The sequence below is a fragment of the Methylobacterium adhaesivum genome (assembly GCF_022179065.1).
Classification (GTDB): Bacteria; Pseudomonadota; Alphaproteobacteria; order Rhizobiales; family Beijerinckiaceae; genus Methylobacterium; species Methylobacterium adhaesivum.
The window spans coordinates 390,525-415,161 of the sequence record NZ_BPQD01000001.1 but is presented as its reverse complement, the minus strand read 5'-3'; the positions used below and the strand labels follow the sequence as shown (position 1 = coordinate 415,161).

General features: G+C 70.9%; 18 protein-coding genes. 11 read left to right on the top strand and 7 right to left on the bottom strand.

Translation table 11 applies throughout. The annotated features are described in order from the left end of the window. Nucleotides 1–10: 10 nt before the first annotated feature. Nucleotides 11–538: a hypothetical protein gene (locus MFF01_RS01920; RefSeq protein ID WP_238221420.1), complete on the bottom strand. Its 528-nt coding sequence runs from the start codon at nt 536–538 to the stop codon at nt 11–13. Between the two features lie 119 nt (nt 539–657). Beyond that, the gene (locus MFF01_RS01915) at nt 658–993 is read right to left on the bottom strand and encodes a DUF2293 domain-containing protein (RefSeq protein WP_238221419.1); all 336 of its coding nucleotides are present in this window, start codon (nt 991–993) and stop codon (nt 658–660) included. Nucleotides 994–1,271: 278 nt separating this feature from the next. Here MFF01_RS01915 and MFF01_RS01910 point away from each other — a divergent pair, with 278 nt between their 5' ends. The 5 genes from MFF01_RS01910 to MFF01_RS01890 all read left to right on the top strand — a co-directional run bounded on the left by MFF01_RS01910 (nt 1,272) and on the right by MFF01_RS01890 (nt 8,590). Beyond that, complete coding sequence (locus MFF01_RS01910; protein WP_238221418.1) at nt 1,272–2,348, top strand: HD-GYP domain-containing protein; 1,077 nt, start codon at nt 1,272–1,274, stop codon at nt 2,346–2,348. A 174-nt stretch (nt 2,349–2,522) separates the two neighbouring features. Further along, nucleotides 2,523–5,384, top strand: coding sequence for a glycosyltransferase (locus MFF01_RS01905; protein WP_238221417.1), 2,862 nt, complete (start codon nt 2,523–2,525; stop codon nt 5,382–5,384). Between the two features lie 12 nt (nt 5,385–5,396). Further along, a complete protein-coding gene (locus MFF01_RS01900; RefSeq protein WP_238221416.1) occupies nt 5,397–6,707 on the top strand; it encodes a UDP-glucose dehydrogenase family protein in 1,311 nt (436 codons plus the stop codon). A gap of 333 nt (nt 6,708–7,040) precedes the next feature. Beyond that, entirely contained in the window at nt 7,041–7,928 is an 888-nt protein-coding gene (locus MFF01_RS01895) for an aldose 1-epimerase family protein (protein WP_238221415.1), read from the top strand. Beyond that, complete coding sequence (locus MFF01_RS01890) at nt 7,925–8,590, top strand: TenA family protein (protein ID WP_238221414.1); 666 nt, start codon at nt 7,925–7,927, stop codon at nt 8,588–8,590. Before MFF01_RS01895 ends, MFF01_RS01890 begins: the two co-directional genes overlap by 4 nt. A gap of 4 nt (nt 8,591–8,594) precedes the next feature. Here the strand turns inward: MFF01_RS01890 and MFF01_RS01885 are convergent, their stop codons facing one another. Next, nucleotides 8,595–9,392 (bottom strand): SDR family NAD(P)-dependent oxidoreductase, encoded by a 798-nt coding sequence (locus MFF01_RS01885; RefSeq protein WP_238221413.1) that lies wholly within the window; start codon nt 9,390–9,392, stop codon nt 8,595–8,597. A gap of 136 nt (nt 9,393–9,528) precedes the next feature. Next, a complete protein-coding gene (locus MFF01_RS01880; RefSeq protein WP_238221412.1) occupies nt 9,529–10,914 on the bottom strand; it encodes an MFS transporter in 1,386 nt (461 codons plus the stop codon). A gap of 104 nt (nt 10,915–11,018) precedes the next feature. Here MFF01_RS01880 and MFF01_RS01875 point away from each other — a divergent pair, with 104 nt between their 5' ends. Further along, nucleotides 11,019–12,056 carry an alpha/beta fold hydrolase gene (locus MFF01_RS01875; protein WP_283207147.1) on the top strand — a complete coding sequence of 346 codons (1,038 nt, stop codon included), beginning with the start codon at nt 11,019–11,021 and terminating at the stop codon, nt 12,054–12,056. A 40-nt stretch (nt 12,057–12,096) separates the two neighbouring features. Here MFF01_RS01875 and MFF01_RS01870 read toward each other — a convergent pair whose 3' ends face one another. Next, a complete protein-coding gene (locus MFF01_RS01870; RefSeq protein ID WP_238221411.1) occupies nt 12,097–13,011 on the bottom strand; it encodes a L,D-transpeptidase in 915 nt (304 codons plus the stop codon). Between the two features lie 340 nt (nt 13,012–13,351). Between MFF01_RS01870 and MFF01_RS01865 the strand changes: the two genes are divergently transcribed. The 5 genes from MFF01_RS01865 to MFF01_RS01845 all read left to right on the top strand — a co-directional run bounded on the left by MFF01_RS01865 (nt 13,352) and on the right by MFF01_RS01845 (nt 23,457). Continuing rightward, nucleotides 13,352–13,594, top strand: a complete 243-nt coding sequence (locus MFF01_RS01865) for a hypothetical protein (RefSeq protein ID WP_238221410.1) — start codon at nt 13,352–13,354, stop codon at nt 13,592–13,594. A 153-nt stretch (nt 13,595–13,747) separates the two neighbouring features. Then, on the top strand, nt 13,748–15,013 hold the full coding sequence (locus MFF01_RS01860) for an exonuclease SbcCD subunit D (RefSeq protein WP_238221409.1): 1,266 nt from the start codon (nt 13,748–13,750) through the stop codon (nt 15,011–15,013). 265 nt (nt 15,014–15,278) lie between these two features. Further along, entirely contained in the window at nt 15,279–18,056 is a 2,778-nt protein-coding gene (locus MFF01_RS01855) for a PAS domain S-box protein (protein WP_238221408.1), read from the top strand. A gap of 98 nt (nt 18,057–18,154) precedes the next feature. Then, complete coding sequence (locus MFF01_RS01850) at nt 18,155–21,910, top strand: AAA family ATPase (RefSeq protein WP_238221407.1); 3,756 nt, start codon at nt 18,155–18,157, stop codon at nt 21,908–21,910. Nucleotides 21,911–22,191: 281 nt separating this feature from the next. After that, complete coding sequence (locus tag MFF01_RS01845) at nt 22,192–23,457, top strand: nitrate/nitrite transporter (protein ID WP_238221406.1); 1,266 nt, start codon at nt 22,192–22,194, stop codon at nt 23,455–23,457. Between the two features lie 48 nt (nt 23,458–23,505). Here MFF01_RS01845 and MFF01_RS01840 read toward each other — a convergent pair whose 3' ends face one another. Next, nucleotides 23,506–24,276, bottom strand: coding sequence for a ComF family protein (locus MFF01_RS01840; RefSeq protein ID WP_238221405.1), 771 nt, complete (start codon nt 24,274–24,276; stop codon nt 23,506–23,508). A gap of 63 nt (nt 24,277–24,339) precedes the next feature. Then, a complete protein-coding gene (locus MFF01_RS01835) occupies nt 24,340–24,567 on the bottom strand; it encodes a hypothetical protein (RefSeq protein ID WP_238221404.1) in 228 nt (75 codons plus the stop codon). Between the last annotated feature and the right edge of the window lie 70 nt (nt 24,568–24,637).

The following is a 24,637-nucleotide window of genomic DNA, read 5'->3' as shown; positions in this document are numbered from 1 at the left end:
TGCGAGCGACCTACTCGGCCGGCGCGACGGCGATGCGGATCGTGTCGGCCTTGGCGCCGCTGATCACGATGGTGATAGGCGCGGCCCCGAGCTGAAACCGCACGCTCTTGGCGAGCCCCCTGCACCCCGGCCGCATGGTGTGCGCCAGGGGCGGACGCGGGGTCGTGCCGTCCTGACTGACATCGATCCAGGCGCCGGCCGACAGGGTGACCTGATACACGCCGGGCGTGACCGGGGCCGGCACCGTCAGCACGCCGCCATAGGTTCCGGGCTTCGCCTCCCGAGAGGGCGGGAAAGGCGGCGCCACCTCCGCCTGCGGCTTCAGGCCCAGGAAGGCGCCGGGCATTCCGGCCGGCAGGGCGCCGCCACTGGCCACCCGTGGCAGGCCGGGTGCGGCGAACCACGCCTGCTCGCGCAGGAGCGGCCAATCGAACCCCGTGCAGGCGTCCGGATCGACGGTCTCGGCGGAACGGGCCGGTTCCTGGGCTTGCGCGCCCGATGCCAGCAACAGGACGGCGACGGCGGCGAAGGTCCGCATCCGCCTCAAGCGCCCACGACCGGGGGCGGAAGAATACGATGGGCGCTCGTCGTCATGGGATCCACTCCGCTCGCGTGTCGGCCTACGTTCGGCCCGGTCCCACAGCATCGTGGCCGATTTCAGAACGCGTCGTCGGCTCCGCAATCGCCAGGATCGTCGGCCTCTTGTTCTGAGATCTGCCGGCGCACGCCCCAGGCCCCGAGCGCCGCATTGAGGTCGTCGCGCACGAAATGGCGGGCACTGTCCCGGTCGTACCCGTCGTCGAGGAGCGCGTCGTACTCGGTGAAGACGTGCCGGGCATAGGCCACGAGGCCGAGCCAGGCGGCGGTTTCGGGGGCCGCCGCACGTAAGCCGGGACTCGCCAGGGCCCGGTCGAGGACCGCCCCCGCCTCGAAATCGGGCAGGCGCGGCGCGAGCCGAAGGAGGGCGGCGGCCACCCGCTCGCGCCGGTTCATGGAAGCGCCCCCCTCCAAGATCCGCTTCCCCATCGGCGCCCGTCCTCCGCCCGCACCGGGCGTGTGGCATGCCGGCCGGGAGGGGACAAGGACCGGGGGTGCGGCAGACGGCGGCCGAATTCCAGCCTTGGCCGCCTCGGCCCGGCCTTCGCTTGTTTCGCCGCGCGAACGCGGCGCGTGAAATGTTTTGTAGTAAAGTGTTCGATAATGGTATCGATAAAGGTGACAGTTCGCCCACATCGGGACTGGACCGTGCGCCATTGCGAACGGACGCACTCGTGACTCAGGAACCATCCGTTCTCGTCATCTCGGACCGCCCAGAGCAGGCGGGTTTCCTCGTGCAGGCGATCAACACCGTCGTCACCTGCCGGCAGATCGTGTCCGGGGCGGAGATGCCGGCGCAGCGCCCGTTCCTGGCGGTGGTGGACGTCACGCGGGACGAAGCCGCGGCGGCGCGCTGGTTGACGCTTCTGGAGGGCCTTCGCGTTCCGAGCCTCCAGCTCGCCCCGCGCCCCGTCACCACACGCCCGGTGCCGACCCGGTTCCTTCCCGCCAATGCGCCGCGCATGACCGTCCTGGCGGCAGTGTTCGATCTCATGGACGGCCTGCAGGCCGCGCGGGGACGCGGCTGCGAGGGGGTGGCCCGGCGCGGACCCGCGATCGTGGCTCGAGCCGACACGGCCAGTCGCACCGTCGCCGAAGCCTTCGACGCGGCTCGCCGCGGCGAGCCGGTCTCCTTCGCCGCCGTGGAAGCCGGAAGCGCGGCGATCCTCGAGGCCGTCTCCGAATGCGGCATCCGCACCTGGCTCGAGATCATCGGCCGCTACGATCAGCAGCTCTATCAGCATTCCCTCAGCGTGGCCGGCTACGCCGCCGCCTTCGGTGCGGGCCTGACGCTCAGCCGGGACGATCAGATGCGCCTGGTGCGTTCGGCCCTGCTGCACGACATCGGAAAGTCACGAATCCCCCTGACGATCCTGAACAAGCCCGGCCGGCTGACCGCCGACGAGATGACGGTGATGCGCACCCATCCTTCCGTGGGCGCCAACCTCATCGAAGGCCAGGGCGAGTTCGATTCGAGCCTTCTCGCCGTGGTGCGCCATCACCACGAGATGCTCGACGGCAGCGGCTATCCGGACGGCCTGTCGGGGGGAGAGATTCCTGACCTCGTCCGCCTCGTCACCATCTGCGACATCCATTCCGCCCTCACGGAACGGCGGGCCTATCGTGATCCGCTGCCGCACGAAGCGGCACACGAGATCATGCAGGATATGGGAGGGAAGCTCGACGTCGATCTCCTGCGCGCCTACCGCGGCGCCGTCGTCGCCCCCCTGGCGCAGGTGCCGGCGGCATGAGATGACCCGCCGTCGCGCGGGTTGACCGATCGGACTGCGAACGCGTACGGAACACCCTGCCGGGGAGGATCACAGTACGCCATGAGGCAAAAAGCGTATTCTTTTTTCTCGATACGCTCGCGCCGCGTCCGAAAGCTCTTCGATGTCGAATATTATACCACGCAATACCCTGATGTGAGCGATTACGGCGGCGGCCCCCTGGATCATTATCTCAGGCATGGCTTCCGCGAAGGGCGTGATCCGGCGCCGAACTTCTCGACCCTGTACTACAAGGATAGATACCTCAAGACGGCAGGGCTGACGCGAAACCCCCTCGAAGCCCACGCCGAGGCCGGGGCGGCACGAGCGGGCCGTTCGACACGGGCTGCGACGCCCGAAGCGTTCCACGCGGTGCAGGCCGACGTGGTCCGTCCCTATTTCGACGCGCGGCACTACGGGTCGCTCACGGGCCTCGCCGATCCCGAGACGGCCCTGCTCGACTATCTCGCGTCCGGCTGGCGGCGGGGCCTCGACCCACGCCCGGACTTCGACGGCACCGCCTATCTCCAGGCCCATCCGCATGTGCGCCTGCTGAACGTCAGCCCCTTCTATCATTACGTCTCGACAACGCAGGTGCCGGCCTTCGCCGAGGCCCATGGCGACCGGACGCCCCTCTCCGAGGTCATCGCGGCCATTCGACCGCATTTCGATGTGGCGCATTACCGGGCCAGCTACGCCGACGTGGCCGCTTCGGGCATCGACCCCGTCGCCCATTACGCCAGCCACGGCTGGAAGGAGGGCCGCGACCCGACGGAGCTTTTCTGGACCTCCTATTATGTCCGAACGAACCCCGATCTGACCCTCGGCGGCACCAACCCGTTCTTCCATTACCTGCGCTTCGGGAAGGCGGAGGGGCGCAAGCCCAATCCCTTGGGCAACGCCAAGTGGCCACGGACCCGTGCCCCCGATGCGGCCGATTGGAACGGGGTCTCGGCTGCGGCTCCCATCGAGGCTGCGCGGGTCGTCGTGGTGGTACCCGTCTACAAGGGCTATGACGAGACTCTGCGCGCCCTTCACGCGGTCCTGTCCGAAGCTCAGGCCGCGCGATTCTCGCTCCTCGTTCTCAACGACCGCAGCCCCGATGCGCGCCTGACCGACGATCTGCGGGCATTGGCCCGACGCGGCCTGTTTACCTATCACGAGAACCCGGAGAACCTCGGCTTCGTCGGCACCATCAACCGCGCCCTGGACCTGACGGGCGCGCGGGACGTGATCCTGCTCAACAGCGACACCATCGTGTACGGCGACTGGATCGACCGCCTGCTCGCCCACGCGGCGCGGGATCCGCTCGTCGGCACGATCACGCCGTTCTCCAACAACGCCACGATCTGCAGCTACCCGGATTCCGATCGCAACAACACGGTGGCCCTCGAACTCTCGCCCCGTGCCCTCGACGCGGCGGCGGCGGCGGCCAATCCCGGCCGCTGGGTCGAGGTGCCGACGGGCGTCGGCTTCTGCTTCTACATGCGCGGGTCGCTCATCGCCGAACTCGGGCCCCTCGATGCGGAGGCGTTCGGCAAGGGGTACGGCGAGGAGAACGATTACTGCATGCGTGTCCTCAAGGCGGGCGCGCGCAACATCCTCGCGGCGGACGTGTTCGTCTATCATTCGGGCAAGATCTCGTTCTCGGAGGTCTACGATTCCGAGTACACGCAGGGCCAGGCCGCGCTCCTCGCCAAGCACCCCGATTATACCCTGCGCATCGAGCGCTTCGTCGCCGCCGATCCGGCCGCCGACGTGCGGCTCAACCTCGATCTCTACCGCCTGGCGCGGGCGGCCGGGCCGCGCGCGGCGGTCTTCGTCGTCCACGCCAAGGGCGGAGGCGCCTCGGTCCATGCGGACCATCTCGCCGGGCGCCTCGCCGAGGAGGGGGTCCGCGTCGTGACCCTCACGGTGACGGACGGGGCAGGCATCGCGGTCGGCCTGTTCGGGGAAGACGGCCCCTACATGCCGAACCTGCGGATCCTGTCCGTCCTGGACGATTATCGCATCGTCGCGCGGTTCCTGAGCTGGCTCGATCCGCTCTTCGTCCACGTCCATTCCTTTTACGGCCTCGATACGACGGCGGCATCCGCCCTGATGGACCTCATCGAGGCCGCCCCCGGCCGGACCGTCGTCACCCTGCACGACTATTCGAGCGTCTGCCTGCGCAATCACCTCGTGACCCGCGAGGGGCTCTATTGTGGGCTACCCGGCGGACGTCCCTGCGCCGATTGCGCCTGCGGCGAGGCCAAGCCGGGACTCGACCAGGTCGCGCGCCACGGCGCCTTCTACCGGGCGGCCGACCGGCTCATCGCCCCGTCACGGGATACCGCGACCCGCATCGAAGCGATCTTCGGGCCGCTCGCCATCACCGTCGCGCCCCACGAGGAGGACCTGCCCGATCCCGCCCCGCGCCGGCCCCTGCGCGCCGGGCCCACCCGACGGATCGGCGTGCTCGGCGCCATCGGGGCGCACAAGGGGTCGGGCGTGGTCCATGCCCTGGCCCGCGACGCCAAGCGGCGCGACCTCGCCCTCGCCTTCACCATCATCGGCTACTCGGACATTCCCGAGAAGATGGCGGCCATGGGCGTCGTGGAAACGGGGCGCTATGCGGACAGTGAGGAAGCCCTGGCCCTTCTTGCCCGCCACGAGATCGATCTCGTCCTGATTCCGTCGATCTGGCCGGAGACCTACTGCTACACCCTCTCCATCGCCCTGGTTTCGGGGTTGCCCGTCGCGGTGTTCGATCTGGGGGCGCCGGCCGATCGCCTGCGGGCGGCGGGCACCGGCCATCGCCTCGATCCGGCCCTCGCCAACGATCCTGGCCGCCTCAACGACGTGCTGCTCGCCCTCGACCTCGCGAAGACTTCGACAAACGAAGCATCCGGCGAAATTCAGTTTGCCAACTACCCGTCTCTGTTGCGCGACTATTATTCCCTCACCATCGGCGATAAAGCCGGGCGACCGCCCGCAGCACCGGCGTCGGCTTCGACCGACCCGATATCCCTGGCCTGAGGACATCACCGCATGAAGATCGCCATGATCGGCGCCGGCTATGTCGGCCTCGTCTCCGGGGCGTGCTTTGCCGATTTCGGCCACACCGTGTGTTGCGTCGACACCGACCCTGCCAAAATCGCCGCCCTCGACGCCGGGCGCATTCCGATCTTCGAACCCGGCCTCGACGCCCTCGTTGCCGAGAACGTCCGGCATCACCGGCTCACCTTCTCCACCGACGTCGCCCAGGCCGTCGCCCAGGCCGAGGTGGTGTTCATCGCCGTCGGCACGCCGTCCCGGCGCGGCGACGGCTTCGCCGACCTCTCCTACGTCCATGCCGCCGCCCGCGACATCGCCGCCTCGCTCACCGGCTACACCGTGGTGGTGACGAAATCGACGGTGCCGGTGGGCACCGGCGACGAGGTCGAGCGCATCATCCGCGAGGCCCGGCCGGACGCGGCCTTCGCCGTGGTCTCGAACCCCGAATTCCTGCGCGAAGGCGCGGCGATCTCGGACTTCAAGCGGCCCGACCGCATCGTCATTGGCGCCGAGGACGAGCGCGCCGCCTCCGTGATGGGCGAGGTCTACCGGCCGCTCTACCTCAACCAGGCGCCGATCCTCGTCACCGGCCGGCGTACGGCCGAGCTGACGAAGTACGCCGCCAACGCGTTCCTCGCCACCAAGATCACCTTCATCAACGAGATCGCGGACCTCTGCGAACAGGTAGGCGCCAACGTGCAGGAGGTCGCGCGCGGCATTGGGCTGGACAACCGCATCGGCGGTAAGTTCCTCCATGCCGGACCGGGCTATGGCGGCTCGTGCTTCCCGAAGGACACCCTGGCGCTCGTCAAGACCGCGCAGGATTCCGGCACCCCCTTGCGCCTCGTCGAAGCCGTCGTGGCCGTCAACGACCAGCGCAAGCGCGCCATGGCCCGCAAGGTCACGGCGGCCTGTGGCGGATCGGTGCGCGGCAAGACCATCGCGGTCCTCGGGCTCACCTTCAAGCCGAACACCGACGACATGCGCGACGCGCCGTCGCTCGCCATCGTGGCGGGCCTCCAGGACGGCGGCGCCCGGGTGCGGGCCTACGATCCGGAAGGCATGGCGGGCGCCCGCGCCCTGATGCCCGACATCGCCTACGCGGAGGACCCCTACGAGTGCGCCACGGGCGCCGACGCCCTCGTGATTGTGACCGAATGGAACGCTTTCCGCGCCCTCGACTGGGCGCTGCTCCGCGAACGCATGCCCGGCCGCACCGTGGTCGATCTGCGCAACGTCTACCGCCCGGACGACGTCGCCCGCCACGGCTTCCGCTACATCGGCGTCGGCGTCCCTAGCGCCTGAGCGCCCTCCCCCGACGGTATCCCAGGGGCGGCCTTGCGGACGCGTCGGTCCACGCCTCCTCCCTGCCGTCTCGCCTCCCTGCCCGTCGACAGGCCGGCGAAGGCCGACCGCGCCACCTCGTGCGCGGCGGCGTCCGCGAACGGCCTTTGCGCGAAGTGCTCGCCAGGATCCGCAACCACGCCATCGGCCCGTGGCCGATCCTCGCCTTCGAGGCGTGGCGGCTGGCGTTGCGGGCGCCGGCAGCCCACAAGGATGGATGTAGCGTCGTCCCGAAAGGCGGGTTTCCGGCTTTCGGGACAAGACGACGCTCGAGCGGGACGAACGGGGGGCGCCATGGGCGAACGCATCACCATCACGGCCGGGGACGGCACCCAGGCCGTCATCGCCACCGACGGCGCCGAACCCGTCTCCTGGCGCGTCGGGGGGCGGGAGTATCTCTGGACCGGCGATCCGGCGCATTGGGACCGGCACGCGCCCTGGCTGTTTCCTGTGGTCGGCGCCTCGACGGACGGCACCGTCCGGGTCGACGGCCAAACCTACCCCATGGCCCAGCACGGCTTTGCTCGCGACCTCCCCTTCACGGTTCTGGAGCGCACGGACGACACCGTGACCCTTCGCCTGGAGGACAGTGAGGCGACCCTGCCGCACTACCCGTTCCCGTTCCGCCTCGACATCACCGCACGGGTCGGCCCCGGCCGCCTCGATTGTGAGGCCTGGATCGAGAACACCGGTCCCACCCCCCTGCCCTACGCGCTGGGTTTTCATCCGGCCTTCCCCTGGCCTTTCGCGGGCGGGGAGCGGAGCGCGGAGGGCGGCTACCGCGTGCGCTTCCAGAATCCCGAACGCCCCCTGGTGCCGGAGGTCGGCGCGGGCGGCCTGCTCCTGCGCACGGAGCGGGCGATTCCCCTAGAGGGCGCGACCCTGCCCCTCGATCCGGCTCTGTTCACCGAGGCGCTGGTCCTGCGCGATGCCGCGAGCGAATGGATGCGCTTCATCGCCCCCGATGGCAGCGCCATCCGCATGGAGGTCTCGGACTTCCCGCACCTCGCCGTCTGGACCCGGCCGACGGCGCCGTTCCTGTCCCTCGAATGTTGGACCGGCCACGCCGACTGGGCCGGCTATACGGGCGAGCTCGACCGGCGCGATTCGCAGCGCCTCCTGGCGCCGAAAGGCCGTGCCCGCCACGGCGTCACCCTGTCGCGCGAGGCCGCCGCCGCATGAGCCCCTTCTCGACGCAGGCCTGGGCCACCAATGCGGCGGCCTACGAGGCGATCCGCACGATGCCGTTCAACGCGGAACTCGCCGCCGGGACCCTGAGCCGGCCCCGGTTCACCCATTATATCGTCCAGGACGCGCATTATCTCATCGGCTTCGGCCGGGCGCTCGCGCTTGCCGCCGCCAAGGCGCCGCATCCCGACCGCATCGTGCAGTTCGCCCGCGCGGCCGAGACGGCGATCGTGGTCGAGCGCGCCCTGCATGGCGGATTCTTCCGCGATTACGGCATCGCCCCCGAGACCTTCTCGGCGACGCCCCTCTCGCCGCCCTGCGACCACTACGTGTCGTATCTCCTCGCCACGGCCTACGGCGAACCCTACGAGGTGGTGCTCGGCGCCCTGCTGCCGTGCTTCTGGATCTACGCCGAGGTCGGCCGCGACATCTTTTCCCGCGCCGGGGCCGACAATCCCTACCGCGCCTGGATCGACACCTACGCGGGCGAGGAATTCGGCGAGGCCGTGGCCGCAATGATCGCCGCCACAGACGAGGCCGCGGCCGGGGCCTCGCCGGCAGTCGTCGCCCGCATGCACCACGCCTACGCCCAGGCCACCCGCCTCGAATGGCTGTTCTGGGACGGTGCCTACCGCGAGGCGGCCTGGCCGATCTGATCCCTCACGCGATGGAGCGCAGCACGCCGCCATCGACCCGCAGGGCCGCGCCGCTCGTGGCGCTCGCCGCCGGGCTGCACACGTAGGCGACCATGTTGGCGACCTCGTCCACCGTGGCGAGGCGGCCGATGAGCGAGGTCGGGCGATGCTCCCTGACGAAGGCGCGTCCCATGGCATCGAGATCGGCCTCGCCGGATTCCGGCGCCATCGCCTTCATGAAGTCGGCCACGCCCTCCGACAGGGTCGGACCGGGCAGGACACTGTTCACCGTGACACCGGTGCCCGACACCGTCTCGGCCAGACCCCGCGAGATCGCGAGCTGCGCCGTCTTCGTCATGCCGTAATGGACCATCTCGGTGGGGATGTTCAGGGCGGATTCCGAGGCGATGAACACCACCCGGCCCCAGCCGCGCGTCACCATTCCCGGGGTGTAGGCCCGCGACAGGCGCACGCCGCTGAGAACGTTCGTCTCGAAGAAGCGCTGCCAATCCTCGTCCGGAATCTCGAAGAAGGGTTTCGGTTCGAAGATGCCGGTGTTGTTGACGAGGATGTCCACGTCGGGGAGCCCCGAGACGAGGCGGTCGGCGCCGGCCGCCGTTGAGACGTCGCCCGGTGCCGCGATGAAGGCCTGTTTGCCGGTCTCCGTCTTGAGACGCTCGATGGCGCTCGCCACGCGATCCTGCGCCCGTCCGTTGATCGCCACGGTGGCGCCGAGTTCGGCCAGGGCCTTGGCGATGGCGTAGCCGATGCCGCCTGTCGACCCACTGACGAGGGCCCGCTTGCCGGTGAGATCCATGTTCATGTCGAGCCTCCTCAAGTCGGGGTTACGACCTATCAACGCACGAGGACGCCCTTCGCCGCCCTTCACCGCCTCAGGGCGGCCATGCGGGAGCGTTCAGGACTGTTTCACATGAAACACTTTGTTCACCCTGTCGGCATCACTCGTCGGGCATGCGCCTCAGGATGCTGGCGACGGCCCCGAAGGCCGCGAGCCCGGCGGCACACCACAGAGCGGCGGTGACGGCCCCGGCGGCGGCGTGAAAAATGCCGAAGACCACCGCGACAGCGGCCGCGCCGAGGGATTGCCCGGTGAGGCGTGCCGTCGACTGCATGCCGCTGGCACCGCCGCTGCGATCCCGCGGGGCGCTCGTGATGATGATACGATTGTTGGGCGATTGGAACAGGCCGAACCCGAGGCCGCAGAGGGTGAGGCGCCACCCGATGTCGAGGTGGCTCGGATGGGCGGGCAGGCAGGCGACGGCGACGAGGCCCGCGCACAGGATCGCCAGCCCGAGCCCGCCGAGGAGCCCGGGCGCCGTGCGGTCGGACAGGCGGCCCGAGAGCGGTGCCGCGATGGCGATGGCGATGGGCCAGGGCGTCATGAGGAAGCCCGTCGTCGTCTCGGACAGATGCATCACGTCCTGAAAGTAGAACGGCAAGGCGATGTAGGCCATCATCTGCGCCGCGAACGCGCTGATCGACGTGGCCATCGACAGGGCGAAGGCCGGGATCCGCAGGAGATCGACGGGCAGGAGCGGTGCCGGCAGGCGCAGCTGATGACGGACGAAAACGACACCGATAACCAGGGCTGCGCCGATCTCGGCCAGGGCGAGGGCGCGTCCCCCAGGTTCGCCGAGGCCGTCCACGCCGATGATGAGCAGCCCGAAGGTCAGGGCGTTGAGAACGGCGCTGCGGCCATCGAACCGGGCCCCGCTGCGCGGCGTCACCGGCAGGGTGCGCGCCCCCACCGCCAGGGCAACGAGGCCCACGGGCAGGTTGACGAGGAACAGCCACGGCCAGCTCGCCACCGACAGGATGGCGGCCCCCACCGTCGGCCCGGCGGCCGAGGCCATCGCCACCACGAGGGCGACGTTGCCGACCCCACGCCCGATGAGCCGGTGCGGATAGATGAACCGCACGAGGGCGATGTTGACGCTCATGATCCCGGCCGCCCCGAGCCCCTGGGCGACCCGCGCCGCCACGAGGAGGGGGAGCGACGGCGCAACGGCGCAGGCCACGGAAGCGAGGGTGAACAGCACCAGCCCCGAGAGGTAGACCCGGCGATAGCCGAGGATGTCGCCGAGGGAGGCCAGGGGCAGGAGGGCGGCCGTCACGGCGATCTGGAAGGCGTTGACCACGAAGATCGCCGCCGACGGGTCGACGGCGAGATCGCGGGCCATCACCGGCAGGGCGACGTTGACGATGGCGCCGTCGAGCACCGCCATGGTCATGGCGAGCCCGATGGCGAGGAACGCCAGCATCCGCTCGCGCACGGGCAGGCCGTCCTGGATCGGGGACACGGGATTCGGAGCCGGGTCGGTCATCGCCGCACCCGTGCCGGTTCCCCCGGGCGTGACAAGTGCTCTATGTCACGTCGCATCGTTCCCGGGCGGGAGGACATCCCGCCGGGCTCACCAGAGGTCGACCCATGCGCGCGTCCCGATTCCTCCTCGCCTGCCGTGCGGGCAGCCTGGCCTCGTGCGTCGGCTTGGCGTTGTGCGGCGGCCTGGGCGCCCCGCTGGCGCGGGCGGCCGAGCCGGCCGTCGGGATCGCCCTCGAAGGCTTCGCCTATCCCTATCCGGTCTCCTACCTTCCCCTCACCCGAGACGGGGAGGCCCAGCGCCTCGCCTACATGGACGTGCCGGCGGGCGGCACCCCGAACGGCCGGACGGCCCTTCTGCTGCACGGACGCAATTTCCCGTCGAGCTATTGGCAGGGCGTCATCGAGGCCCTGACGGGCGCGGGCTACCGGGTGGTGGCGCCCGATCAGCTCGGGTTCGGCAAATCGTCGAAGCCCGTCGGCCCGTTCACGTTCGATACCCTGGCGGCCGAGACCGTGGCGCTCCTCGATTCCCTCGGCCTGCCCAGGGTCGACGTGGTCGCCCATTCCATGGGCGGGATGCTCGCGGTGCGTCTGGCCCGCAACGCGCCGGAGCGGGTCAACAGCCTCGTGCTGGAAGCCCCCATCGGGTTGGAGGATTACCGCTTCGTCGTGCCGCCGGTCTCCACCGAGCGCCTCCTGCGCATCGAGGGCGACATCACGGCCGATGTGTACCGCCGGCAATTGATGACGAGCTACAGCCTGTCGCTCCCCGAATCGGCCATCGAGCCGTTCGTATCCCTGCGCGAGCGGGTGAAGGGCTCGGGCGAGTATCCGCGCTGGCTGCGGTCCTTCGTGAATTCCTACCAGATGATCTGGGGTCAGCCCGTGGTCCACGAGATCCCCCTGGTGCGGGCGCCGACCCTGTTCGTGATGGGGGAACGGGACCGCAACGCGCCGGGCCGGGCCTTCGCGCCGGAGCCCCTGCGGGCCGGCATGGGCGACAACGCCGCCCATGCGCGCGCCCTGGCGGCCCGGATGCCGGACGGGCGTGCTGACGTCGTTCCGGGCGTCGGGCACCTCGTCCACCTCGAAGCCCCGTCACAGTTCAACGCGACGGTGCTGGAGTTCCTCGACGCCCATTGAGCCTCGTTGAAACTTCAGGGTCTCGGGAAACGGTCGAGCCTCAGGTCAGGACCACCACACGGCTGCCGATCTCGACGCGGCCGTAGAGGTCGATCACGTCCTGGTTGATCATCCGAATGCAGCCGGACGACACGCTGCGGCCGATGGATTCCGGCTCGAGGGTGCCGTGGATGCGGTAGAGCGTGTCCTTGTTGTCCTGCCAAAGGTAGTGCGCCCGCGCGCCGAGGGGATTGCGCGAGCCGCCGGGGACGCCGAGGCCGCTCTGGAGCTGCGTCACCTGCCGGGCGAGCTTCGGGGTGCGGGCGATCATCTCCTTGGGGGGATACCAGTCCGGCCACATCTGCTTCGAATTCACGGTGGAGACGCCCGACCACGAGAAACCCTGCTTGCCGACTCCGACGCCGTAGCGCCGGGCCCGGCCGTTGGGCTGGACCAGGAGGAGCTGATGCGCACGCGGATCGACCACGATGGTGCCGACGGGCTCACGGCCCGTATAGGCGATCTCCTGGCGCAGGAAGGCCGGGTTGGCTTTGCGCCAGTTGAAGGCGTTGACCGGGAACGGCTCGTCGGTGATCGCCGCATAGGCGCGGGCGTAATCGATGGGGCCATCGTCGACCGGTCGGGCGGCCTGCACCGGCTGCGCAGGTTGGGTCGGCGCCGGACGCCGGAGGTTGGGGTCCTCGTAGGCCGGATCGACGGCCTCGCGGCGCGGCGCGCGCGGATCGGTCCCGCGCTCAGAATAAGGCTCGTAGCGTCCACCCCGACGGCGATACAGGCGCCCCTCTTCGTCCCGGTAGAGGCGCTCGTCGTCGAACGGCACGTCGCCGTCGATGCCGTCGTCGAAGAACCGGCCGCGCCCCTGCGCGAAGGCACCGGTGGAGCCGGCGAGAAGAGCAAGGCTCGTCGCGCCACCGGCGAGGAGGATGCGGCGGGTCGGAGGGAGTGTGCGGGACATCGGAGTCGCTCGGGCCGTCTGATTCGAGATCAAGAAGATCGGGGCTTGCCGGCGGCAAGGCTTGAGCGTGGGCCTAGCAAGGGCGAAGGCCCGCGTCACGTCACACCCATGACTTATCAGCCCTGCGCCGGACGGCCGGACACATTTCGAGCCGGCGCATGAATACCGTCATGATCGCAGTCTTCACCATATCGAAGCAAATGACCGGATCACCCAATTGCCAGAACCTTGGCCGTTCGACATAGAACGGGCAAGGTCGACGCTCCGGAGCGGTTTCTCCGAACCCTCACGCGGGCCAGGACCTTGCTTCCGAGCCTTATCCCATCATGGATCGCGTCCCGTGCCGGCCTTCGCGCGTCTCCCGCTCATCGTTTTCTCAGCCTTGATTCCCCTCGCCGTCGCCCTGCCCGCCGGAGCGGCGGGCCTCCGGCGCGATGCCCCCACGGCGCCCGCCCGTCCGGAGGGGCCGAGCACGGCCTGGACATCGGCCGAGCCGGAGGTCCGGGCCTGCGCCCAGTCCCGGCGTAAGTTATGGCGGGCGGGCGAAGGCTGGACGGTGAGGACCGTGACCACCTGCCGGTGAACCTGCGCCGGATCGCTCGCCGATCGCGCGACGAGGTGGGGACGAGGCCCGATCGCCCCCTCGAATCCGAGGGCCCGCCCCGCTAGAAGGCACTCATGCGGGCAGGACCCGCCATCCTCGAGCGGGCGGGCTGACCTGCCCCGGAGTTCGCGTGTGATCCGCGTTCTGCATACGGGCGATTGGCATATCGGGCAGACCCTGCGCGGCTATGGCCGCCAGCGTGAGCACGCCCTCGCCTTCGCCCACCTCGAACGGATCGTGATCGAGCGCGAGGTCGACGCCCTCGTGGTGGCCGGTGACGTCTTCGACAGTCAGAACCCGTCCGGCGAATCCCAACGCCTGTTCTACGAGGTCCTGATGCGCCTGAACCGGGCGCGGCCGGACATGACCATCGTCATCACGGCTGGCAACCACGACGCCGCCGGGCGGCTGGAAGCACCGCGCGCCCTGCTGGAAGCCATCGGCGTCCATGTCGTCGGCAACGTGCGCCGCCGGGACGGCGCCGTCGATCTGAGCCATCACCTCGTTCCCCTGCGGCGCGGGGGCGAGATCGCCGCGCAGGTGCTGGCGGTGTCCTACCCCACGGCGGCCTGCCTGCCCCCACTCCAGCGGATGACGGAGGGCGGCGGCTCTCCCATTGTCGGCGCCGTGCGGACCCTCTACGAGCACCTGTTCGCGGCGGCCGAGCCCCGCCTGTCGGGCGTCCCCCTCATGGTCACCGGGCACCTTCACGTGGCCGGCGGGCTCGAATCGGAAGGCGCCGAGCGGCGCATCCTCGTGGGCGGCGAACATGCCGTACCGGCCGACGTCTTCCCGCAAGCGGCGCGCTACGTCGCCCTCGGGCATCTGCACAAGGCGCAGCGCGTGGGCCGCGACAGCGTCCGTTATTCCGGCTCGCTGATTCCGCTCTCGGCGGCCGAGCAGCCCTACGCCCATGCCGTCACCCTCGTGACCCTGGACCAAGGACCGGCGGAGATCGAACTCATCCCGATCCCGCGTCCCCTGCCCTTCCTGCGCCTGCCGGCCTCCGGCGACATGCGGCTCGGCGAACTTGGCGACCATCTCAAGGCTCTGGTTCGGGATCTCGGCCTCGCGGCCGACCATCCCCTGGACGAGCGCCCCTTCGTGCAGGTGCGCCTCGCCCGCGACGGCCTTGGGCCCGGCTACCGGGCCGAGATCGACCGAATCGCCGACGGCTTTCCCGTCCGGGTGGTCGACGTGCGGGTGGCGCCCTTGCCCGAGGGGCTGGAGACCCAGGCCACGGCGGGGCCGAACCTCATCCGCCTGGCCGAGCGCGATCCCGAGGACCTGTTCCGCCTCGCCTTCACCCGTACCCGTGGCGAGCCTCCGGGCCCCGAACACCTCGCAATCTTCCACCGCGCCAGGGCGGAAGCGGAAGGCACGGCACCCGGAGGTTGAAGTCGGGAACGACCGCAACTCCTGCGGACTCCCGCGCGATGTGAATCGCCACGGGGGCAACAATCCATCGGAATGGTCTTGCCGCCGGACCCTTGGCGGTAGCTTGACCCAGCCGTTCCCGCGTAGGAATGCCCCCGTGGGCGCCGTCGCGCCTGCGCCGGGGAGGACCGATGCCAGTTTGTTCGCGCGTGCCGGGCGCTCCGCGCGGGACCCCGCTTCGAGCGATGCCCTGTGAGGGGTCGGCCCACCGTTCGCGAACGGAAAGATGATGACTTCGACCGACGACGCGGCCGCGAGCCGGCGGGAGGCCGAAGCCCGCCGCGCCGCCCTCGCCCAGTATGACATCCTCGACACCTCCGCCGAGGTGGTCCTCGACGATCTCGTGAAGGTGGCCGCCCTGGTGCTGGACATGCCGGTCTCCCTCGTCGTCCTCGTCGACGCGGAGCGGCAATGGTTCAAGGCGTCCCTCGGCTTCGAAGGGCCGGAGCCGCCCCTCAGCGCGGCCATCTGCGCCCTGACCGTGCGGCAGCGCGAGCTGCTCGTCGTTCCCGACACGACCCGCGACCCCCGCACACGGGAGAATCCACTCGTGGTGGGGGCACCGTTCCTGCGGTTCTACGCCGGCATGCCGCTGGTGACCGCCGAGGGAGTCGGCATCGGGACCCTGTGCGTCCTCGACACGCAGCCGCGCGTTCTCACCGAGGACCAAGCCTTCGTCCTCACCACCCTGTCGCGTCAGGTGATGGCCCAGCTCGATCTGCGCCGCGCCCTGAAGGAACGCCGGACGCGGGAGCGCCGCAACGCCGCCATCCTCGACAGCGCCATCGATTACGGCATCCTCACCACGGACCTCGCCGGGCGGGTCACGAGCTGGAACACCGGGGCGCAGCGTATCTTCGGCTGGAGCGAGGCCGAGATGCTGGGCAACGTCGCCGACCGCATCTTCACCCCCGAGGACAGGGCCGTGGACACGCCGGCCCGCGAGATGGAGACCGCCCGCACCATGGGCCGGGCCAACGACGAGCGCTGGCACCTGCGCCAGGACGGTTCGCGTTTCTGGGCCACGGGCGAGATGATGCCCCTCAAGGGCGAGACCGGCGCTCAGGAGGGCTACGTCAAGATCCTGTGCGACCGCACGGCCCAGCGCCGCGCCGACGAGGCGATGCAGAAGCAGACCGCCCTCCTCCAGACCGTGACCGACCACCTCGGCGAAGCAGTGTTCCGCCTCTCCATGGACGACACCATCACCTTCGCCAATCCGGCCGCCGAGGCGATGCTCGGCTGGTCGGAAGGCGGCCTGATCGGACGCAACCTGCACGACACCGCCCATCATCACCACGCCGACGGGCGTCCCTTCCCCCGCGAGGACTGCGCGGTGGTGAAGGCGCTCGAAGCCGGCGTGGCCCTGCGCCACCGCGAGACGGTGTTCTTCCGCCGCGACGGAACGCCCATCGACGTGATCACCTCCAACGCCCCCATCATCGAGGACGGCGTCGTCAGCGGCGCCGTCGTCACGGTCATCGACATCACGGAACGCAAGGCGGTGGGTGCGCGCCTGCGCCGCAGCGAGGAGCGCCTCGCCCTCGCCCTGAACGCCGCCGGCATGATCGGCACCTGGGACTGGGATCTCGCCACCGATACGGTCTACGCCGACGCCAATTTCGCCCGCATCTACGCCGTCGATGCGGAGCGCGCCGCATCGGGCGCGCCGCTGCGGGACTACGTGCGCAATTTCCACCCCGACGACCTGCCGGTCTTCCAGGCAGAACTGGACCGGGTCCTCGCCGGCGCGGAGGGCGACGACTTCGCCTGCGAGTATCGGGTCCTGCAGGCGGACGGCTCCCATCGCTGGCTGCTGGCACGCGGCCGCCTCGTGCGCGATGCGGACGGCACGCCCCTGCGCCTGCCCGGCGCCTCCATCGACATCACCGACCGCAAGCGGGCGGAGGAGCGCCAGACCGCCCTCGTCGAACTCGGCGACCGCCTGCGCGACCTGCAGGACCCCGTCGCCATCGCGTTCACGGCTGCCGAGATCGCCGGGCGGACCCTCGGCGTCACCCGTGTCGCCTACGGGGCCGTGGATTCGTCCGAGGAATACCTCGACATCGCCCGCGACTGGAGTCGTCCGGACGTCGTCGGACGGGAGGGACGATACCGCTTCGCCGATTACGGCACCTATCTCCCCGAGCTGCGGGACGGCCGCGACGTCGTGATCCGCGACGTCGCCGACGATCCCCGTACGAAGGGCCATCCGGAGGTGTTCCGCGACCTCGGCGTGCGCAGCATGATCAACATCCCGTTGATGGAGCGCGGGCGCATGGTGGCGGTGTTCTGCCTACAGGACGACCGCGTCCGGGCCTGGACCCCGGACCTCGTGGATTTCGCCCGCAACGTGGTCGACCGCACCCGCGTCGCCCTGGCGCGCCTGCGCGCGGAGGAGGAGCAGGAACTCCTCAACCGCGAACTCAGCCACCGGATGAAGAATCTGCTCGCGATGGTGCAATCCATCGCGACGCAGACCATGCGCTCGGCCACCGACGTCGAGACCGCCAAGGAGGTCCTGGCCGGTCGCCTCATCGCCCTCGGGCAGGCGCACGACCTCCTCATGGGCGGGGCGATCGGTTCGACCCTCATGGAGCCCGTGGTGCGCGGCGCCCTGAAGCTGCACGAGGACCGGCCGGGGCGCTTCCGCCTCGAAGGCCCCGAACTCGAGATCGGGGCCAAACCCGCCCTGTCCCTGGCCCTGATGCTGCACGAGCTCGCCACCAACGCCGCCAAGTACGGCGCCCTGTCGTGCGAGACCGGCCACGTCGCCATCCGCTGGTCGGTGGAGGAGCGGGAGGAGACCCCGCATCTCACCTTCTCCTGGACGGAGTTCGGTGGACCGGTGGTGACGCCCCCGACCCGCAAGGGCTTCGGGTCGCGCTTCATCGAGCGGGGCCTCGCCGGTCAGGTCGGGGGCACCATCACCCTCGCCTACCCGCCGGCCGGGGCCACCTGCGGCATCGTCGCCCCCCTGACGGCGTTCCAGGCGGACGGGTGACCGGGATCCGGTTATCCTCACCCCACGGACCGACCGGGCGGGACAGGCCGGGCGCGGCGGCCTAGAAAGGGCTTTCCTTCCGTTTCGGGTGACAGCGTTTGCGTATCCTGGCGATCCGGGGCGAGAACCTCGCCAGCCTCGCGGCCCCCTTCGACGTCGATCTCGCGGCCGGCTCCATCGCCGCCACGGGCATCTTCGCCATCACGGGCGAGACCGGGGCGGGCAAGTCGACCATCCTCGATGCCCTCTGCCTCGCCCTCTACGGGCGCTACCCCCGCGTCAGCGCCGGACGGCGGGAGGACACGCCGGACCCCAGCGGAGAGGCCGTGAGCTCGAGCGACGGGCGCGCCATCCTGCGGCGCGGGGCGGCGCAGGGTTGGGCGGAGGTGGATTTCGTCGGGCAGGACGGCGTCGCCTACCGCGTGCGCTGGGAGGCGGTCCGGGCGCGCGGCAAGGCGGACGGACGCCTGCAGGCCGACCGGCGCACCCTGCATCGCCTCGACGACGGCAGCGCCGTGGAGGGCGGCAAGAAGACCGCCGTGACGGCGGCCGTCGAGACGTTGACCGATCTCACCTTCGAGCAGTTCCGGCGCACGGTGCTCCTGGCCCAGGGCGAGTTCGACACCTTCCTGCTCGCCCCCGAGAACGAGCGCGGCGAACTCCTCGAGAAGATCACCGGCACCGGCATCTACACGGAGATCTCGCGGCGGGTTCACACCGGCACCGAGGCCGAGCGCGCCACCCTCAAGGTTCTGGAGACGCGCCGCGACGCCGTCGGCCTCCTCGACGCCGAGGCCCGGGAGCGGATCGGCGCCGAGCGGAGCGCCATCGCCGAGACCGTCGGGGCGCTGTCGGAGCGCCAGGCCGCCCTCAAGGCCGCCCTCGACGGGGCCGCCCGCCTCGCCGAGGCCCGGCTTCAGGTCGCGGCCGCCGAAACCCGCCTCGCCGAGGCCCGTGCCGCCGAGGAGGCCGCTGCCGCCGATCGCCTGCGTCTCGTCGAACTCGACGCCGTCGAGCCCCTGCGCGGCGCCTGCGAGGCCGTCGGCACCACCCGGTCCGAGGCCGAGGCCACCGACCTCGCCCTGGCGACGGCGCAGGCCCGCGTTCTTGAGGCCGAGACCGTGGTGGCGGCGACCGCGGAGATCCAGAGTCGAGCGACAGCAGCGGACGAAGCGGCCGAAACGCAGTTCAAGACCTTCGGCCCGATCTGGAGCGAGGCGGCCAAGCTCGACGCCGATATCCTCCAGGCGGCCCGCGAGGCCGAGCGGGCCGGGGGCGAGGCCACGGCGGCATCCCGGAGCGCCGATGCCGCCGTAGCGAGCCTCTCCGAGCTGCAACGGCGCCACGACGCAGCGGACACCGCCCGAGCGGAGACCGCAGCCCGGCACGACGCCGATACGGCGGGCGCCTATCTTGCGGGCCGAGCCGACGAGGTCGCCGGCCTGTTCACCAAGCGTGCCACCCTGCGGACCCAGCTGACCGCGACCCGCCTGGAACAGGACCGGGCTCGGGTCGAGGCGGAGCGCGGCACCCGCGTCATCGCCGAGGCGGAGGCGCAGATCCGCGACGCCCGCGACGCGCGCGGCCAGACCCTGGCCCGGCGCCGGGAGCGCATGGCCGCCCTCGACGCTCTGGACGAGGCGGCGGCCCGCACCCGCGCCGTCGCCCTCGACGGCGCCTCCGAACTCTTGCGCGAGGCCCTCCCCCTCGCCCGCCGCCACGCCGAAGCCCTGCGGAACGGGACCGCGGCCGATGCCGAGCGTGATGCCGCCACCGAGGCCGCACGGGCGGCGGAGGCCGAGGCCGAGGCCGCCCGCATCCGCGAGGCCGAGGCCATGGGCGCGCGCCGCGAGGTCGCCGCCCTGGCCGAGCGCGCCGAGGCCAGCGTGTCCGAGCGGGCGGCCCACCTGCGCAGCCTCCTAGTTGCGGGCGAGCCGTGCCCGGTCTGCGGCGGCACCGAACACCCGCACGCCCATGCGGACGATTCCCTGAGCCGGCACGCCGAGGCGATGCGCGCTCGGCGTGCCGAACTCGACGCGACCGTGGCGGAGGCCGGCGCCGCCCGCACCCGTGCGGCCGGAGCGGGCGCAGCGGCGGCGGCCCGCCAGGCCGAGGCCGTGCGGACGGGGGAGGCCGCGCGAAGCAGCCGCGACGAAACAGAGCGGGCCTACGCCGCCCTGCGGGAATCCCTGGTGGAAGTCGCCACCGGAGCGGGCCTTACCCTCGCGGTTCCGGCCGACCTCGGCCCGGACGCCGCCGACGCCCTGACGGCCCTGGCGGCGGCGACCCGCGAAACCCGCGCCATGCTGGCGGAAACCCTGGATGCCGCCGAGACCCTGCGGGCCGACATCGAAGCCCTCGGCCGGGCCGCCGAGGCGTCGGGTGCGCAGATGGAGGTTGCGGAAGCTTCCGTCACCGAGGCGCGTTCCGCCCTGCAGGCCGCCGCCCTCGCGGCCGAGGGCGCGCGGACGCGGGCCGATGCCCTGGCGGAGCGCGTCGAATCCCTCGGGCGTGAACTGACGCCCGCCCTCGCCGCCGCCGGCCTGACCCTGGGCGACCTCGACCGCGACGGCCCCGTGGCCGCGCGCGGGGTCGCGGCGGCCGCTGAGGCGTACCGGGCCCTGGGCGAACGCCGCCGTGCCCTGGAGGGCGAGGTCCGCACCCTCGCCGAAGCCAGAGCCGGCGCCGTGGCCGCCCTGGCGGGCGCCGAGGCCATTCGCGACACCACGCAGGCTGCCCTGGTCGCCCGGTCGGCCGCCCTCGCGGATGTCCGGGCTCGGCGCGCGTCCCTCCTCGGCGGAGAGGAGACGGCGGCTCACCGCACCCGGATCAACGACGGACGCCTCGCGGCACAGCACACGCTGAAGGCTGCCACGGAGAAACATGGGGCCGCCCTCGCCGCCCTTGCCGGCGCGCGCAGCACCTGCGCGCACGCCACCGCTCAACGGGAGACCGCCCTAGCCCGTTACGCCACCGCCCGCGACGCCTTCGCGGCCGCCTGCGGCGCGCAGGTGCCCGAAGCGGTGGCCGCACTCCTGGCGCAGGACCCCGCGATCCGGGCCGGGCTGCGGCAGGCCGCCGACCGGCGTGACCGGGACATCCGGGACGCCGCCACCGCCCTCGCCACCCGCACGGCCGACCGTGACGCCTTGGAAGCCGGGCCGGAGGTCGACGTCGCGGCCATCCGGGCGGAGGCGGAGGCAGGCGCCGAGGCCATCGCGGCGCATCAGCAGCGCCTCGGCGCCATCGCGGCGGACCTCGCCCGCGACGACGCGGCACGCGCCCAGGCCGCCGGTTTGGGCGCCGAGATCGCCGCCGCGCGTGCCGTGTGCGACACCTGGGATGCCGTCGACGAGGCCATCGGCTCGTCGAGCGGCGACAAGTTCCGGCGCTTCGCCCAAGGCGTGACCCTCGAGCACCTCGTCCACCTCGCCAACGCGCAACTCGCCACCCTGAGTCCGCGCTACCGCCTCGCGCGCGGCGCCACCACGGACCTCGCCCTCCACGTCCTCGACCGCGACATGGGCGACCAGCTGCGCGCCACCCGCAGCCTCTCGGGCGGCGAGCGTTTCCTCGTCTCCCTCGCCCTGGCGCTCGCCCTCTCGGGACTGGAGGGGCGCGAGTCCTTCGTCGACACCCTGTTCATCGACGAGGGCTTCGGCTCCCTCGATGCCGAAACCCTCGACCTCGCCGTCGATGCCCTGGAGACCCTGCAGGGCCGGGGCCGCAAGGTCGGCGTCATCACCCACGTGGCGGCGATGATCGAGCGCATCGCCGTGCAGGTCCGGGTGGAGAAGCGTGGCAACGGCCGCAGCGTGGTGCGGGTCGTCGATGGCGGAATGCCCAGCCTCTAGGCAGATCAACCGTTGGGCGGCGATTGCATCGCCGAGGGGCAATTGCACCGCTGGGTGGCAGGTGCCTCCGCTGGCGCCGGGACGGGCAGCGTCGTCCCGTAGGGCGTGAGGGCTGGAGCGTTCCCGCCGGCCCTTGGCACGGCCGATGCTAGGTGCACTGCGCCGCCTTGTTGGCGACAGGCGGGGCAACGGCGCCCCGCGGACGGACGGCGCGAGTCCGAATCCCTTGGCATGAGCGACCACGCGACGCGTGGCCCCGCGAACCTCGAGACGAGCACTCCATGGCCAGTTTCAAGACCGTGATGAAGTCCGGTCATCCTCCGACTCTGTTCGCCGCGTTCCTGTACTTCGATTTCTGCTTCGCGATCTGGGTCCTGAACGGCGCCATGGGCCCGTTCATCACCGAGACCTACGGGCTCACCCCGGCGCAGACCGGGTTCATGATCTCGCTGCCGATCCTAGCCGGCGCGATCATGCGCTTCCCGCTCGGCGTTCTCGCCCAGTATATCGGCCGCAAGAACGCCGCCATCACTGAGATGTCGATCATCATCGCGGCGATGGCCTACGGGTTCTTCTTCGTCCACACCTACAACGATGTGCTCGCCATGGGCGTCCTGCTCGGCATCGCCGGGGCGTCCTTCGGCGTGGCCCTGTCGCTCGGATCGGGATGGTTCCCGAAGGAGCACAAGGGCCTCGCCATGGGCATCGCGGGCGCCGGCAATTCGGGCACCGTCCTCGCCGTGCTGTTCGCGCCGCCGCTCGCCCAGGCCTATGGCTGGCAGGCGGTCTACGGGTTCGCCGGCTGCGTCATGGCGATTCCGCTCCTCGTGATGATCGTCTTCGCGAAGGAGCCGCCGGATGCCGAGCACCAGTCGTTCAAGGAGCACGTCTCCTGCCTGTTCCAGAAGGACGGCTGGTCGTTCAACCTCATCTACATCATCACCTTCGGCGGCTTCATCGGCCTGTCGAACTTCCTGCCGACGTTCTTCTACGAGCAGTTCGCCGTCACGAAGATCGAGGCCGGACGCCTGACCATGCTGGCTGCCCTGATGGGTTCGGGCATCCGGGTGGTGGGCGGCTACTTCGCCGACCGCATGGGCGGCATCCTCGTCCTCTCCGTGGTGCTGCTCGCCGCCGTCGCGTCGTTCCTGCTGCTCACCGCGACGCCGTCCCTTGCCCTCACCACCGCCCTGTTCATGCTGTGCTTCGCCGCCCTTGGGGCCGGCAACGGCGCCCTGTTCCAGCTCGTGCCCCTGCGCTGGCCGGCGAACACCGCGGTGGCCGGCTCGATGATCGGCGAGGTCGGGGCGCTCGGCGGCGCCATCCTGCCCAACGTCATGGGCCTGTCGAAGCAGTATACCGGCTCGTTCGCCTACGGCTTCGTCGGCTACGCCGCCTTCGCGGCGGTGGTGCTCGGCTGCCTGCTCCTGTGGCAGCGCAAGTGGGTGGGCACCTGGGTCGGCCCGCGCGGCAAGGTGCTGGAGCCAGGGGTGGCCGAGCCCGCCCGTGCCAGCAATGCCAAGCCGCTCGATCCGGTGACGATCTGATCCAGCGCTCATGCGACGACGCGGGGACCTTCGGGTCCCCGTTCTCGTTCAGGGGGAGAGGGCCTCACCCGCCACGAGGGCGAAGGTCAGCACGTCGACCCGGGCGGCACCGGCGCGCAGCAGGGCACGGGCGGCGGCATTGGCCGTCGCCCCCGTGGTGGCGACGTCGTCGATGAGAAGGACCCGCCGGCCCTGCAGCTTCGGACGGGCCGCCTCAGGCACGCGGAACGCCCCCTGGAGGTTGCGGGCCCGTGCGGCACGGGTGAGGCCGACCTGCGAGCGCGTCGCCTTCACCCGCGCGAGGGTTTGGGGCTCGGTGGGCAGGCCCGTAAGCGCCGAAATCCCCTGCGCGAGCAGGGCCGCCTGATTGAACCGGCGGCGCCACAGGCGCCAGCGGTGCAGGGGCACCGGCACGAGGCAATCGGCCTCGCGGAGGAGTTCGCCTCCCGCCCCGGTCATCATCCTGGCGAGCGTTGGGGCAAGGTCGAGGCGGTCGCCGTATTTGAGGCGGTGGACGAGGTCGCGAGCGATGCCATCATACAGCACCACTGCCCGCGCCCGGCCGAACGCGGGCGGATCGGCCAGGGCGCGGGGCGAGAGCAGGGGCCCGACGCCATGATCGACAGAGAACGGGGTCCCGTAACGCTGGCAGTAGGGCCGCTCGATGAACCGCAGGTCCGACCAGCAGGCCGGACACAGGGCATGGGGCTCGGCCGTCGCCCCACCGCAAGCGGGGCAGGTGGGCGGATAGACGAGGCCGAGGGCCGCGCTCCACGCGACGCGAAGGCCGGTCGTGAGGAAGCGGACGGCGGCAACCATGCCGTGTACGCTACCGCGAATAATCCCCTGGCGCGACCGCCCGTGAGCGGTCGCGCCGTGGCATCAGCGCGCGGTCGGCTGCGCGGGCTGCTCCTGCTGCTGGCGGTCGCGCTTGTTCGCCTGATGACGCCCGACGACGCACCCGGCCGCGGCACCGAGCACGCCGTGACCGGCGACATGGCCCGCGAGACCGCCGACGGCAGCCCCCTTGAGGCACCCCTTGGCCTCGGCGCCCGTGGTGGCGGCCAGGGCGGCGACGGTCAGGACAGTCCCGAACAGAATGGATTTCATGGCGAGGATGCCTTTCATAGGATTCGTGAGAAGCAGAACCGCGACGCCTGCCCCGGCGTTCCATGATGGT

Excerpts from the sequence above, each read along its gene's own strand:
- MFF01_RS01870 (WP_238221411.1), bottom strand. The coding sequence starts at position 13,011 with ATGTCCCGCACACTCCCTCCGACCCGCCGCATCCTCCTCGCCGGTGGC.
- MFF01_RS01855 (WP_238221408.1), top strand. The coding sequence starts at position 15,279 with ATGATGACTTCGACCGACGACGCGGCCGCGAGCCGGCGGGAGGCCGAA.
- MFF01_RS01880 (WP_238221412.1), bottom strand. The coding sequence starts at position 10,914 with ATGACCGACCCGGCTCCGAATCCCGTGTCCCCGATCCAGGACGGCCTG.
- MFF01_RS01845 (WP_238221406.1), top strand. The coding sequence starts at position 22,192 with ATGGCCAGTTTCAAGACCGTGATGAAGTCCGGTCATCCTCCGACTCTG.
- MFF01_RS01915 (WP_238221419.1), bottom strand. The coding sequence starts at position 993 with ATGAACCGGCGCGAGCGGGTGGCCGCCGCCCTCCTTCGGCTCGCGCCG.
- MFF01_RS01835 (WP_238221404.1), bottom strand. The coding sequence starts at position 24,567 with ATGAAATCCATTCTGTTCGGGACTGTCCTGACCGTCGCCGCCCTGGCC.
- MFF01_RS01895 (WP_238221415.1), top strand. The coding sequence starts at position 7,041 with ATGGGCGAACGCATCACCATCACGGCCGGGGACGGCACCCAGGCCGTC.
- MFF01_RS01890 (WP_238221414.1), top strand. The coding sequence starts at position 7,925 with ATGAGCCCCTTCTCGACGCAGGCCTGGGCCACCAATGCGGCGGCCTAC.
- MFF01_RS01900 (WP_238221416.1), top strand. The coding sequence starts at position 5,397 with ATGAAGATCGCCATGATCGGCGCCGGCTATGTCGGCCTCGTCTCCGGG.
- MFF01_RS01840 (WP_238221405.1), bottom strand. The coding sequence starts at position 24,276 with ATGGTTGCCGCCGTCCGCTTCCTCACGACCGGCCTTCGCGTCGCGTGG.
- MFF01_RS01875 (WP_283207147.1), top strand. The coding sequence starts at position 11,019 with ATGCGCGCGTCCCGATTCCTCCTCGCCTGCCGTGCGGGCAGCCTGGCC.
- MFF01_RS01885 (WP_238221413.1), bottom strand. The coding sequence starts at position 9,392 with ATGAACATGGATCTCACCGGCAAGCGGGCCCTCGTCAGTGGGTCGACA.
- MFF01_RS01920 (WP_238221420.1), bottom strand. The coding sequence starts at position 538 with ATGCGGACCTTCGCCGCCGTCGCCGTCCTGTTGCTGGCATCGGGCGCG.